Origin of the sequence: Proteiniclasticum aestuarii, assembly GCF_017368455.1 — a bacterium.
In the GTDB taxonomy this organism is placed as follows: Bacteria; Bacillota; Clostridia; order Clostridiales; family Clostridiaceae; genus Proteiniclasticum; species Proteiniclasticum aestuarii.
Genome location: NZ_JAFNJU010000010.1, coordinates 35,993 through 48,672, shown reverse-complemented (window position 1 = coordinate 48,672; position 12,680 = coordinate 35,993). Strand labels below are relative to the sequence as shown.

General features: G+C 48.4%; 13 protein-coding genes. 12 read left to right on the top strand and 1 reads right to left on the bottom strand.

Annotation, left to right across the window (positions count from 1 at the left end; all coding sequences use genetic code 11):
- Window positions 1–30 precede the first annotated feature (30 nt).
- The 4 genes from feoB (at window position 31) to J3A84_RS12560 (ending at window position 3,424) form a co-directional block, all read left to right on the top strand.
- A complete protein-coding gene (gene feoB, locus J3A84_RS12575) occupies window positions 31–2,022 on the top strand; it encodes a ferrous iron transporter B (RefSeq protein ID WP_207600391.1) in 1,992 nt (663 codons plus the stop codon).
- Window positions 2,023–2,026: 4 nt separating this feature from the next.
- Entirely contained in the window at window positions 2,027–2,215 is a 189-nt protein-coding gene (locus tag J3A84_RS12570) for a FeoB-associated Cys-rich membrane protein (protein WP_207600390.1), read from the top strand.
- 284 nt (window positions 2,216–2,499) lie between these two features.
- Entirely contained in the window at window positions 2,500–3,048 is a 549-nt protein-coding gene (locus J3A84_RS12565) for a GNAT family N-acetyltransferase (protein ID WP_207600389.1), read from the top strand.
- 43 nt (window positions 3,049–3,091) lie between these two features.
- The gene (locus J3A84_RS12560; protein WP_242694215.1) at window positions 3,092–3,424 is read left to right on the top strand and encodes a nitrous oxide-stimulated promoter family protein; all 333 of its coding nucleotides are present in this window, start codon (window positions 3,092–3,094) and stop codon (window positions 3,422–3,424) included.
- 51 nt (window positions 3,425–3,475) lie between these two features.
- Here the strand turns inward: J3A84_RS12560 and J3A84_RS12555 are convergent, their stop codons facing one another.
- Window positions 3,476–4,084 (bottom strand): hypothetical protein, encoded by a 609-nt coding sequence (locus J3A84_RS12555; protein ID WP_207600387.1) that lies wholly within the window; start codon window positions 4,082–4,084, stop codon window positions 3,476–3,478.
- Between the two features lie 279 nt (window positions 4,085–4,363).
- On the opposite strand from J3A84_RS12555, the gene J3A84_RS12550 reads away from it, so the two are divergent.
- The 8 genes from J3A84_RS12550 to J3A84_RS12515 all read left to right on the top strand — a co-directional run bounded on the left by J3A84_RS12550 (window position 4,364) and on the right by J3A84_RS12515 (window position 12,587).
- The gene (locus J3A84_RS12550; protein WP_207600386.1) at window positions 4,364–5,308 is read left to right on the top strand and encodes an AAA family ATPase; all 945 of its coding nucleotides are present in this window, start codon (window positions 4,364–4,366) and stop codon (window positions 5,306–5,308) included.
- Window positions 5,308–6,405: a DUF58 domain-containing protein gene (locus J3A84_RS12545; protein WP_207600385.1), complete on the top strand. Its 1,098-nt coding sequence runs from the start codon at window positions 5,308–5,310 to the stop codon at window positions 6,403–6,405. The genes J3A84_RS12550 and J3A84_RS12545 overlap by 1 nt, the downstream gene beginning before the upstream one ends.
- Window positions 6,386–7,573: a hypothetical protein gene (locus J3A84_RS12540; protein ID WP_207600384.1), complete on the top strand. Its 1,188-nt coding sequence runs from the start codon at window positions 6,386–6,388 to the stop codon at window positions 7,571–7,573. Before J3A84_RS12545 ends, J3A84_RS12540 begins: the two co-directional genes overlap by 20 nt.
- A 56-nt stretch (window positions 7,574–7,629) precedes the next feature.
- Window positions 7,630–8,163, top strand: a complete 534-nt coding sequence (locus J3A84_RS12535; protein ID WP_207600481.1) for a GNAT family N-acetyltransferase — start codon at window positions 7,630–7,632, stop codon at window positions 8,161–8,163.
- 35 nt (window positions 8,164–8,198) lie between these two features.
- A complete protein-coding gene (locus J3A84_RS12530; protein ID WP_207600383.1) occupies window positions 8,199–9,041 on the top strand; it encodes a nitroreductase family protein in 843 nt (280 codons plus the stop codon).
- Between the two features lie 110 nt (window positions 9,042–9,151).
- Window positions 9,152–10,162 carry a potassium channel family protein gene (locus tag J3A84_RS12525; RefSeq protein WP_207600382.1) on the top strand — a complete coding sequence of 337 codons (1,011 nt, stop codon included), beginning with the start codon at window positions 9,152–9,154 and terminating at the stop codon, window positions 10,160–10,162.
- A gap of 22 nt (window positions 10,163–10,184) precedes the next feature.
- Window positions 10,185–11,501 carry a DUF2254 domain-containing protein gene (locus J3A84_RS12520; RefSeq protein ID WP_207600381.1) on the top strand — a complete coding sequence of 439 codons (1,317 nt, stop codon included), beginning with the start codon at window positions 10,185–10,187 and terminating at the stop codon, window positions 11,499–11,501.
- Between the two features lie 75 nt (window positions 11,502–11,576).
- A complete protein-coding gene (locus J3A84_RS12515) occupies window positions 11,577–12,587 on the top strand; it encodes a 2-thiouracil desulfurase family protein (RefSeq protein WP_207600380.1) in 1,011 nt (336 codons plus the stop codon).
- Window positions 12,588–12,680 lie beyond the last annotated feature (93 nt).

Genomic DNA, 12,680 nt, shown 5'->3' with positions numbered 1-12,680 from the left:
TAATTTGCATCAATGTGCAAGGGGGATATTATGAGAATCGCACTAGCGGGAAATCCAAACAGTGGTAAGACCACATTATTCAATACCATCACAGGTAAAATAGAACACGTGGGGAACTGGCCCGGCGTAACCGTCGCCAAAAAAGAAGGAGATGTGAAAAAAGTTCTCCTGAAAGAGAACAGCGAGAACATGCGCGTGGTGGACCTGCCAGGAGCGTACTCCATTTCTCCGTTCACATCCGAAGAAAGCATCACCAGAAGCTTCGTGGTGGAGGAACGTCCGGATGTGATCATCAATATCGTGGATGCCACCAACCTCAGCAGAGGACTGATGTTCACGACCCAGCTCATCGAAATAGGCATTCCTGTGGTCGTTGCCCTGAATAAGAGCGACCTGCTGGAGAAGAAAGGCATCCGCATCGACACGGAGAAACTGAGCAGGAAACTGAAGTGTCCAGTGGTCAGAACTTCTTCCATACAGAACAAGGGACTGAAGGAACTTCTTTCAACTGCTTCAGCTGCCAGACATAAGGGGCAGGAAACGCCATGGAATGACGACTCCGCTGCAGAAGAGGAGACAGAAGAATCTCTGGAGAAGCGAAGATTCCAGTACGTGGAAGCGCTTCTTGATGATGTGGAAAGCCGTGAAGTGGAGAGCCGCAGGCAGAACCGTTCCGATGCTCTGGATCGAATCATCGCCCATAGATACTTCGGGATTCCCATATTCGCTGTAGTGATGTATGCTGTGTTTTCCTTGTCTCAGAGCACCCTTGGACCCATGCTGGCGGATCTTTTCGTCGGGTGGATCGATGGACTCTATGCGCTGGTGGAAGGCATGCTCGGGGATTCCGTTTCCCCCATACTTCACACGCTTCTTCTGGATGGAATCATCGGTGGAGTAGGTGCGGTGGTAGGATTTCTTCCGCTGATCATGGTCCTGTTTTTCCTTCTTGCACTGCTGGAAGACTGCGGATATATGGCAAGAGTTGCCGTGGTCATGGACCGCTATCTGAAGAAGGTGGGGCTTTCAGGAAAGTCCATCATTCCCATGGTCATCGGAACAGGATGCGCCATACCGGGCATCATGGCCACCAGAACCATCCGTGATGAAAGAGAGAGAAGAACCACAGCCATGCTGACACCATTCATGCCCTGCGGTGCAAAGCTTCCCGTCATCGCTCTTTTCTCCGGTGTGTTCTTCGGAAACTCCGCCTGGGTCGGAACAGCCATGTACTTTGTGGCCATAGGCATCATCATTCTGGGTGCTCTTATTGTAAAAAGAATCACCAGAGACAGCGGCAGAGCCTCCTACTTCATCATGGAGCTTCCGGAATATCGCGTGCCAAGTGTGAAAAGAGCACTGGTCTCCATGGTTTCCAGAGGGAAAGCTTTTGTCATCAAAGCGGCGACCATCATCCTTCTGTGTAATGCGATCATCCATATCATGCAGAGCTTCACCTGGAATCTTCAGCTGGTGGAGGAAGGCATGGAGGCATCGAGTATACTCGCATCTATCGCCCATCCCTTCTCCATTCTGCTCATTCCCCTGGGGTTCGGAACCTGGCAGCTGGCTGCAGCTGCGGTAACAGGCTTCATCGCCAAGGAAAATGTTGTAGGGACCCTGGCGGTGGTCTACGGCATCACGAATTTCATCAATACGGAGGAGCTGGTGCTGGTTTCCGGTGCAGCGTCCATTGCCCAGATCATGGGACTGACTTCCGTCAGTGCCCTGGCCTATCTCATGTTCAATCTCTTCACCCCACCCTGCTTTGCGGCCATCGGCGCCATGAATGCGGAAATGGAAAGCAGAAAGTGGCTGTGGGCTGGTATCGGATTCCAGCTGGGCATGGGGTATACCGTATCATTTTTTGTCTATCAGATCGGCAGCTTTATGACCACGGGGTCAGTGGGCGAAGGATTCCTTCCGGGACTTTCGGCTGTCTCGCTCCTGATTGGCGTGGTGATTTATCTCATGTATGGGAGAGAAAGGTCAGACCTGAAAAACCTGAAGGAGAGTGCGTGACAGAATGGAAAATATAATCGTACTGCTGGTCATCGGACTGATCCTTGCAGCGGCAGTCATGAAAATACTGCGGGACAGAAAAAATGGGGTCAAATGTTCGGGCTGTCCTCAGAGTAAAACCTGTTCGCAGATAAGTTGTGAAGTCGATTCAGAACTTTTAGGAAGAAGCGATATCAAGCTTCTCAGAAAGTGAATGAGCTGAGCTTAAAAGATAGAAAACCGCCATGTTTTTGATTTCAGTCAGAAACGTGGCGGTTCTTTTATTACACTGGCCAGAAATCACGAAACATTGAAACCATATCCTTCTTCTGCGGAAATCAGATGGCAAATTTTATGATGAAAAACTCCATTTTCCATTCATTCTGGGCACAATATTTCTCATGATTCAGTAAGGAAATGAGTGTTTTAGAGGCTTTCAGAAATAATTGATGATAAAATATAAAGAAAGAACAAACACGTTTATAAGAGGAGAAGGGAATGAAATACAGAGTGTGCATAGCAAAGGCCGGACTGGATGATCTTATTGATGCGTTTCATGTCTTTGAAACAGTGGTAAGAGACACCTTCGAGAAAGAGGGGCTGGGCCATCTGGAGGAAGACATCACAGGGGAAATCCTCCATAAGAAGAGGATGCTGGAAGAGGCCATGAACGGTCAGAGTCCTGTCTTTTTCCTCGTGGCCAGATGGAAGGGGCAGGTGATCGGAACCATTTCCTTCGGACCCTGCGGCAAAATCATCCGGTCATGTACAGACGGTGCCCTGGAAGATATCGGAGAGCTGGGAAGCCTTTTCGTGCTGCCGGAGATGCAGAATCAGGGCATCGGGTCCCAGCTCATCCATGCCATGATTCATGAGCTGCACAGAAGGGGAATCGAGACATTCTGCCTGGACAGCGGCTATAAGAGAGCGCAGAAAAGATGGGTCAGAAAGTTCGGAGAACCCTACAGGATTGCGAAGGATTACTGGGGTGAAGGAAGCGATCATATGATCTGGCTGTGTAAAGTAAGTGATTTTCTGAGGAAATAATAGAGAAGAAGGATGAGCGTTTTCTCTTTAAGGAGTGATGGGTTTGAAGACGAAGAGTGAGATCGGCATACTGAAAGACATGATCGGCATCTACTGCAGAGGCATGAGTCACAAGAAGCCCTGCAGGCAGTGCGACGCGCTGTTTTCCTATGCGGAGAAGAAATCCATGTCCTGTCCCCATGAAGGAGGGCATGTTTTCTGCAGCATCTGCAGCGTGCACTGCTATGATGAAATCCATAGAGAGAAGATCCGGGAAGTCATGCGCTACAGCAGCAGAAGATATTTTCTGAAGCATCCGGTGACAACACTTTCCCATGGAATGGCACTTCTCAGGAAGAGAAAAGAAGAAAAGAACAAGGAGAGCCAGAAAGCATAGGGGGAATATGCTTTCTGGCTCTCCTTACTTATGAACGGCTACAGACCTTTATCAGTAGGTGTATTCCTGAATCACAAGAGAATTGGAGTCCAAGGCGGTGGTCTTATGCATCTTCATGTTCTTATTCCGCAAGAGATGGAAGAACTTCTGTCCTTCAGGATGAACCTCGAAGCGCTCATCGATGAAATCGAACCGGATCTTCTGGACACTACTGTCATTGATCCATCCGTAATAGAAACAGTAGTCCATCTGATCCACAGTGACCATGCTGGTCATCATCCTGAAGGGGGTTTTCTGATCCTTCAGTGAATGGATCTTCAGAGATTTCACCCCATCTTCAGCTATGCGGGGATTCTCCGGATTCTCTTCATGCGCATCAAGATAGATGAGCTGTCCGATGTAGTGGTGCCGATCATCCATAAAGGTAAACAGCACGAAACTGATGTGGTCCTGCCTCTCCGTTTCCAGCACTTTGATGTGGGAGCCATTGATGGAATAGTTTTTTCGGATCTGATTCCTGATGACGAAATAATTATGCTCGTAGGCGGTCTCATAGATCACTTCCGGAGGAGAGCTTTTCTCAGGCTCACCCAAGAGGAGGAAACCCGAATAGAAAAGCGCAAAAAAGATCAGCACCAGCAGCATTCTTCTTCGGTTCATGTTCCTGTCCAACCTCCTTCCATAAGCATAAACTGTTTCAGTCTCTACAGTATAACCCGTATTTTTCATCGGAAACCCCGAACTTCTTCGGGATTTTCCACCTTTTCGGATGAAAAGCAGAAGTATGAAACATCTTTGATGGGAAAATGGGCAATGAGAGAAAGGATTTGTTAGACCGGCAGACGAAATCAGTGTATATTAATGATAGACATCATATGTAAAGGATTACCCGATTGCCATGTAGAAAATGAAGGTTTGTGAATTTGAAAGTGAGGATGTATGAATCAGACGAGTGAATTAAAAATGAAAGTTCTTGAAAATGTGGGAAAAGTGATCATCGGAAAGGAAAAGGAAATCGAACTGCTGCTCATCGCCTTCTTGTCTGAAGGCCATATTCTTCTGGAAGATCTGCCTGGAATGGGAAAAACCATGATGGTCCGCTCCTTCTCCAAGACCCTGGAGCTTCCCTTCAAAAGAATCCAGTTCACACCGGATCTTCTTCCAGGGGATATCACAGGTGTAAGCTTCTATAACCAGAAGACCAGGGACTTCGAGTTCAGGGAAGGTCCTTTGTTCTCCAATGTGATTCTGGCTGATGAAATCAACCGTGCAACGCCCAGAACCCAGTCGGCTCTTCTGGAAGCCATGGAGGAAAGGCAGATCACCGTGGATGGAGAGACGAGAAGACTGAAGAAGCCCTTCATGGTTCTGGCCACCCAGAATCCCATCGAATCCTATGGAACGTTTCCGCTTCCGGAAGCCCAGATGGACAGGTTTCTTATGAGAATCAGGCTGGGCTATCCCAGTAAATCCGAAGAGAAGATCATCCTCCTTAATACCTTCGGAGAGGTGCTGGAGGAGCTTGAAAGTGTTTCAGATATGGAGAGCATCTTTTCCATGATGGAGGAGATCCGGAAAGTCACCATCACAGATGAAGTGATGGAGTATCTTCTGGACATCGTCCATGCCACAAGAGAGTCCGAGGAAATCAGCCTGGGCGTGAGTCCGAGAGGATCCATTGCCCTCTATAAGGCAGCCCAGGTGAAAGCTTCCCTTGAGGGAAGAGACTACATCATGCCTGAAGACATCCAGGAGATGGCGCCTTATACCCTGAATCACCGGATTCTTCTGGATGACGCCAGCAGTGTGGAGGAATGCATGGCTAGAATAAAGGCGATTCTTAGCAGCATCAAGGTGCCTCTTGAAAATCTGGAGGAAAGCTGATGCTCTGGATTTTTATTGGCATCCTTCTTCTGACCTTCATCCTCAATGAGGTGCTTTTCCGCTATGCAGGGAAAAATCTGACATATCATACCACCGTGGATAAGAAGGTGGTTGAAATCGGAGAAGAGATCAGGCTCACGCCTGTGGTGGAGAACAGGAAATTCATTTCCGTACCCTTTCTCAGGGTGGATGAATACTACAATAAAGCTCTGTCCATTGAAGTGAACAGCTACAGTCTGTTTCTTCTTCCGTTCCAGAGAGTGAAGAGAACCTATCATGTCCATGGAAGAAAAAGAGGCGTCTGGTATATCGAAGAAGCCTCCCTGAAAATCGGTGACTTTCTTGGGTTTCATCAGATCTATAAGGAAATCCCGCTGAAGATTCCGGTGGTGGTGCTGCCGGAAAAGAGACCTCTGAAGGAGATCCTTCTGCCCTATGCAGGACTATACGGGCCTTTTTCCGTAAAAAGATGGATCATCGATGATCCGCTCATGATCCGTGGCATCAGAGAATATACCGGCAGCGAGTCCCAGAGACATGTACACTGGCCATCCTCACTGAAGCATGACAGGCTGATGGTGAAGCAGTTCGACTTCACTGCGGAAAAGAGTGCCCTGGTGTATCTCAATCTGGAAAGCGCCAGACCATTCTGGCAGGACCCGGATGTGGATGCGGTGGAACAGTCCATTGTACTTGCACGATCCGTCATGGAGGAGCTGACCAAGGAGAAAATACCCTTCGGATTCTCCAGCAACGGATACAATCCGGCAGGACGGAAAAGAGGATACTATTATCCGCCAGGTCTCTCCAGAGAAAATCTGAGAAAGTACAATGAGATTCTCGGAAAACTCGGCAATGTCATCTCCATGACCCTGGAGGAAGGCCTGAAGGCACTATCGAGAAACCGGAATGCCTATCAGACCTTCATTCTGGTGACACCGAAGATTCTGCCGGAATACATCAGGCCCCTCAAGGAGTTCTCCAGATCCTTCGGTAAAACCGTGGTCATCGTCAGTGATCCGGTGAATCTGGAAAAGCTGCCCAGATCCATGGAAGTCTATAAGGGGGTGAATCTCGTTGGAAATGCTGATTCTTGAACTGATTTCCATCCTATCTCTGACCTTTTCCCTGCTCACGGTGCTTTTCGAGGTTCCAGCTTTAAGAGGCATCGCGCTGTTTCTCTATGTGGTGCTGGTTTTCTGCTTCTATCTGTGGAAAAAGCCGGAAGGGAAGTTCTCTCAAGGAGTTCTTGTGGCACTTCTCTGTCTGCCCTGGCTGCTGGAGAGGACACAGGACAATGCCTTCTTCACTGCTTTGTACACCACCGTGTTCATTCTTTATTACTACAGGAAGCTCGGTAGGCTGTATCCTGAAGATCTGTCCTTCCGTTTCCGGGTGACCTATGGGATTCTTTTTGTGATCACGCTGATCGGAACCGGAAACAACTTCATGGGCAGGCTTGTGGGAAGAGCGCTGCCCTACATGCTCCTGTACTTTTTCACAACCATCATCCTCACCACATCTCTACGGCACAGGCAGGCAGGGTTGGACCAGAAGAAGAACAGAAGAAACATCTTCTTCTATCTGTCCCTTACCAGCGTCTTCTCTCTGGTTGTCACCATAGAGGAGCTGAGAAGCGGTTCTCTGGAGATGCTTAGACTTCTCTATGAAGCGTTTCTGGGGCTGCTCTATTATGTGGCGTATCCCATTGTCTATGCTGGTTTCTGGATTTTCATGAAATTCATCGATCTTCTCAGAAGCCTTCCACCGGGGGAAGAACCACAGGAGGAGCAGGCTCTGGAATCCTTCACCGATGCATTTCAGGAAAGCGTGCAGGAAATCAGGAGCACACCGGTGCTGGATACCCTGATTCCGCTTATTCTGGTTCTTGTGGTGATCTTTCTCATTGTCCGGTTCATGAAAGGGAGAAGAGGAAAGATGAGCCAGGGGCTTCCTTTTGAGGAAGTCCGTGAATTCATCCTGGATGAGAGAGAGAAAGGCCGGCGAGGCAGAAGAGAAAAGATGCCCAGGACGCCCCGGGAGAAGATCCGATTCTATTACAGAAGATATCTGAGAAGCATCAGGCAGCATGTAAATATCGAAAAATCAGACACATCCCTCATCGTGGCGGAAAAGGGAAAGGAAATCTTTCATAGAAGTCAGGAAATCAGGTCCATCTATGCATCAATCCGCTATTCCGACAGACAGGCGGATGAAAAGATGGTGGAAACTTTCCGGGACTTTGTGGAAGAGGAAGAGAAATAAGCGGAGTCCTGCATAAAGCAGAAAGAACAGAAAAGAGGTGTATAGTTATGGAAGAAATGAGACTGGAGCTGTTCAGAAAAGGAAACACAGAACATGAAAAGCAGGCGGCTGAGCTTCTTAGAGAAGCTTTTCCCCAGGCCTACGGAGAGGGTCCGGAAGAAGAAGTCCATAGCATCTTAGAGGAAGAGAGAATTGCCGTGAAAGCGGTCCTTAAGGGAGAACTTGTGGGGCTCATCGGAGCGATTCCCCAATACGGGTACACCGGATGGGAACTTCATCCTCTGGTGGTGAGAAAGGATCTTCGCGGCAGGGGCATAGGAGGAAAACTGGTCTCTCTTCTGGAGGAAAAGGTGGCGGAAGGTGGCGGCGTGACCCTGTATCTGGGCACCGATGATGAAAATGGGGCCACCAGCCTCAGTGAGGGGGATCTTTTTCAGGACCCTTTCAGGAAGATGGCGGAAATCAGAAACTATAAGGGACATCCCTATGAATTCTATCAGAAGATGGGCTATATCATCATTGGGGTGATCCCGGATGCCAATGGCATCGGAAAGCCTGATATCTGGATGGCCAAAAGTCTGGTTCGATAAGGAAGGATCCCTGTGAAAGAGAAAGGATGAAGAACATGAATAGAATTTTCGAGAAACCTGTGGAAGAAGTCATAGAAAAGAGAAAATCTGTGCGCACCTATGTGGAGAATCCTCTCACCCCTGTGGATAAAGTGGCCATTGAGGCTTTTATGGACTCCCTGTCGAATCCCTTTGCCGTGGAAGTGAAGTTCTTCTTCCTGGAAGCGGAAGAAACCGGGAAATCCCTGGGCACCTATGGCGTCATCAAGGGAACAGCACATTACATCGGGGCTGCTGTGAAAGAGGTGCCCTATGCACTGGAAGCGCTGGGGTATGAGATGGAAAAGCTGATGCTTTTCGCCGCTTCCAGAAACATCGGAACCTGCTGGCTCGGCGGAACGTTCAAGAGAGGGGATTTCAGAAAAGCCATGGCCATCGAGGAAGGCATGCTTTTTCCTGCCATCACGCCCATCGGGTATCCCAGGGAAACCAGAAGCATGACGGATCATCTGGTGAGGTTCATCGCCAAGGGAAACCAGAGAAAACCCTGGCCGGAGCTTTTCTTCAGGGAGGAGTTTAGCCGCCCTCTATCCAGGGAAGAAGCCGGCGTGTACGAGATGCCTCTGGAGATGGTGCGGCTTGCGCCGTCTGCATCCAATAAACAGCCCTGGAGAGTGCTGAAAAAGGGCGATGCCTTTCATTTCTACGAAGCCAGAAGCGTCGGCTATAGTGATGCTTTTCCATATGATATTCAGAGACTGGACCTTGGCATTGCTCTGTGCCATTTCCATCTCGCCGCAGTGGAGAGAAATCTCAGTGGCGGGATGATCCTCGGGCATGCACCGGATACAGCGGGGCCAGACCATTATGAGTACCGGTTCAGCTGGATTTCTGATTAGGAATCTGGTTTCACTTAGTACATAGCATGGATAAAACCTTATGGTATAATACTATAGAAGGGGTTCAGAAATTTCTGAACTTTGATAAATCATAAGAGGCAGGTGAATATATGGAGAATCGGAGAAGAGTCATGGTTCTTGTGCTGCTTATTTTTATTCTTATCCTGACAGGGACCATCGGGTACAGATTTCTACTGGATATTCCACTGGTGGACGCCCTGTATATGACGGTCATCACCGTCTCTACAGTGGGCTACAAAGAAGTGACGGAGATGACGCCGGAGGCGAAGCTGTTTTCCATGTTCATCATCATCATGAGCATCGGAACGGTGGGATATGTGGTTTCAAATATCGTTTCTCTCTTCGTGGAGGGAGAAATCAAGGAGGCTTGGAAATTAAAGAGGATGGAGAATATAATCAGTAAACTGGAGAATCATTACATCATATGCGGTGCGGGGGAAACAGGATTTTATACCCTGGCACAGTTCAAAAAGCAGAATATACCCTTTGTGGTCATAGACAGCGATAAAAAGGTCATTGAGGAGCTGAAAGAGTCGGATATTCTTTATGTGGAAGGCGACGCCACCCATGAAGGGACGCTGAATAAGGCCAGAATCGCCTTTGCAAAAGGGCTGGTGGCCACACTGCCCAAAGATGCTGATAACGTCTATACCGTGCTCACGGCAAGACAGATGAACAGTGAGCTTCATATCGTGGCAAGGGCTGTGGAGGAGAATGCCAGCGAGAAGCTGAAGAAGGCGGGAGCCAACAACACGGTTTCTCCCAATGAGATCGGAGGAATCCGTATGGCGACCATGATGCTGAGACCGAAGGTCATCAGTTTTCTGGATGCCATCACCCATGCGGGGGATGTGGTGCTCAGTCTGGAAGATGTGAACATCAGAGAAGGTTCTTCTCTATGCGATCTCACCCTGAAAGACAGTGCCATTCCGGAAAAGACGGGACTCATTGTGCTGGCCCTTCGAAGAAAAGAGGAAAAGAACATGTTCTTCAATCCCGGTCCCAATGAAAGGCTCCATGCAGGAGATGCCATGGTTGTTCTGGGAAGAGATGATCAGGTGAAGAAACTACGTGAAATCGCTCACGATACGGAAGGCTGAAGCGGTCTGATGGGAGGAATCTATGAATCTCAAAAGAATACTCTATAACATACGAAGAAGCATCTGGCTCTATCCGGTTTTATATACCCTGCTTGCCATTGTACTGGCAAGCATCGTCATCATTGTGGATTCGAGGATCTTCTTTGACATCTCACCCTATATCCCTCGAATTCTCACCACCAGCACAGACCTGGCCAAGTCCGTGCTGTCCATCATAGCCAGTGCGTTCATCACCATCATGACCTTCACCTTTTCCACCACCATGGTGGTGCTGACCATGTACACATCTCAGTACTCTCCAAGAGTGGTGGAAAATTTTCTGACGCAGAAAAGCACCATGAAATCTTTCGGAATCTTTGTCAGTGGATTCATGTATTCCATTCTCTCTCTTCTTTTCATCAGAGAGATCCTTTCAGATTTCAAGATTCTGGCTGGAACCTTCGGCGTCATTTACATTCTGGTGGGGCTCATCAACTTCATCATGTACATCAACAATGTGGGCACCTACATCCAGGCGAGCAATCTCATAGACCGTCTGTTTGATAAGGCCTTGGATGACATTGCCATCTACAAGGAAGAAACAGAAAATTATGATTCCATCGGAAAAGAGGAAATCGAGAATTTTGAAGCGAAACTGGCCATAAGAAGTCCGAAAAGCGGCTATATTGCTGAAATTTACTACAGAAGGCTCTTCGAAATCGCGACGGAGAACAAAGTGCTGATTATTTTCGATAAGCTTCCAGGTCAGTTTGTAACGGATGCGGATATCATCGCAAAGATCTACTACGACAGAAACAGCGATCTGAAAGGCAATCTTTCTGAGGAAATCGGCAGAAGCCTGGATATCGGGGATCGGCGCACGGAAGTGCAGGATTTCAGCTTTTCCATTCAGAAACTGGTGGAAGTGGCCATGAAAGCTCTCTCTCCTGGCATCAATGATCCCAATACGGCCATTCAGTGCATCAGGGATCTGGGGCTTCTTCTTCGCGAACTGTCTGAGCTGAAAGCCGGATATGTGGTCATTCGGGATGAGGACAACGGCAACAGGGCCTCTCTTTACAGGGAAAGCTACGATCTGGACAAGCTGCTGTCGGATACGTTCAACCAGCTGATCCATTACGGCAAGGAGGATATCTTTGTGGTGCTTTCCATCATCAAAGCCCACAGACATATCCTTGAAAAATCCAATGAGCAGAACAGAGAAATCATCAGGCGACATACAGACTATCTCGAGGAGATTCTTGCACATCAGTCCTTTGCGGAGCTGGATCGAAACATGATCCAGGAGGAACTGAGGGAAATCGATGAACTTTTTCGTAAAGGAAGAATAAGTATCTGAAGGGGAAGCATGCTACTTTCTGTCAAAGAAGAAGACAATGGAAATGAAAAAATAGAATATTCGGGGGGAAAAGAAGTGGAAAAGAAAAACATCATCATCCATGAAAAAATAAACATCGGCATCAGCGCCTGCTGCATGGGCAGTCCAGTGCGCTACAACAACAAGGGATGGGATATGCTGCAGAATCTGGGGCGGGAAAAACAGGATTTCAACTGGTGTCCAGTCTGCCCTGAGACCATGTCCGGACTGGGTGTCCCAAGAGACCCCATTCATCTTTCTGGAGGAAACGGGGCAATGGTCTGGACAGGAGAAGCCATCATCAAGAACCGTAGAGGAAGAGATGTCACCGAGGAAGTGAAACTGGGGTCCATCGCCTGTCTGGAAACGCTGAAAAGGGCGGAAGTCACAGCCTATGTCTATATGGACGGCAGTCCTACCTGCGGAGTCTACAGAACATCTCTGAAAAAGCAGAAGAGAGGAAATCCGCCAGGGATATTCGGCTCTGTTCTCCTGGATGAGGAGCTCTTTCTCATACCCGCATCGGATCTCCAAAGCCCCATCAAGTGGTGGGACTGGAGAAGAAGACTTCTGGCGTTCCACTGGTTCCGGTCTCTGGAGATGAAAAACAAGGACGATCTATATAAAGCCTGGTATGCGCTGAAATTCCTCTGCCAGGAAATCGATGATACATGGGCGAGAGATATGGGAAGAAAGCTGGCGGACCTTGGAAAGATCAGCGAAGAAGAAATCAGCTCCATCAGAAAAGAGATTCTGGAGGTGCTGAGGAAACCGTCCACGGTGAAGAAAATCACCCACAGTCTCTGGAAGAATTACTCCTACTACAGAAAGACCAGAGGAGAGACCGTGGAAGGGATTCACTCTCCTGATTTCAGGCGGAACGTCACCACCATTGCAAAGGAGCTACTCACCATGGAAAGAACGGCCTTCGAGGAAGGCGTGTTCTTCGCCACTTCTCCGGTGATCTACAGAGACAAGAGAAGAATGCCCAAGGTGGAGCCAGAGGATATTGAAATGGATGAGGAAATCGAAGCAACCCTACGAGGGGAGCTTCCGGAAGAGGAATAGCGGATCCTTCAAAAAAAGCGAAGGTTCCATGCTTGAAAAGAGTAAGTAACACAAGAACATAAAAAACGTCCGGACCTGCAGCGTATCTGCAGA

Coding starts and splice junctions, on each gene's coding strand:
- feoB (WP_207600391.1), top strand. CDS start 31: ATGAGAATCGCACTAGCGGGAAATCCAAACAGTGGTAAGACCACATTA.
- J3A84_RS12570 (WP_207600390.1), top strand. CDS start 2,027: ATGGAAAATATAATCGTACTGCTGGTCATCGGACTGATCCTTGCAGCG.
- J3A84_RS12565 (WP_207600389.1), top strand. CDS start 2,500: ATGAAATACAGAGTGTGCATAGCAAAGGCCGGACTGGATGATCTTATT.
- J3A84_RS12555 (WP_207600387.1), bottom strand. CDS start 4,084: ATGAACCGAAGAAGAATGCTGCTGGTGCTGATCTTTTTTGCGCTTTTC.
- J3A84_RS12550 (WP_207600386.1), top strand. CDS start 4,364: ATGAATCAGACGAGTGAATTAAAAATGAAAGTTCTTGAAAATGTGGGA.
- J3A84_RS12545 (WP_207600385.1), top strand. CDS start 5,308: ATGCTCTGGATTTTTATTGGCATCCTTCTTCTGACCTTCATCCTCAAT.
- J3A84_RS12535 (WP_207600481.1), top strand. CDS start 7,630: ATGAGACTGGAGCTGTTCAGAAAAGGAAACACAGAACATGAAAAGCAG.
- J3A84_RS12530 (WP_207600383.1), top strand. CDS start 8,199: ATGAATAGAATTTTCGAGAAACCTGTGGAAGAAGTCATAGAAAAGAGA.
- J3A84_RS12525 (WP_207600382.1), top strand. CDS start 9,152: ATGGAGAATCGGAGAAGAGTCATGGTTCTTGTGCTGCTTATTTTTATT.
- J3A84_RS12520 (WP_207600381.1), top strand. CDS start 10,185: ATGAATCTCAAAAGAATACTCTATAACATACGAAGAAGCATCTGGCTC.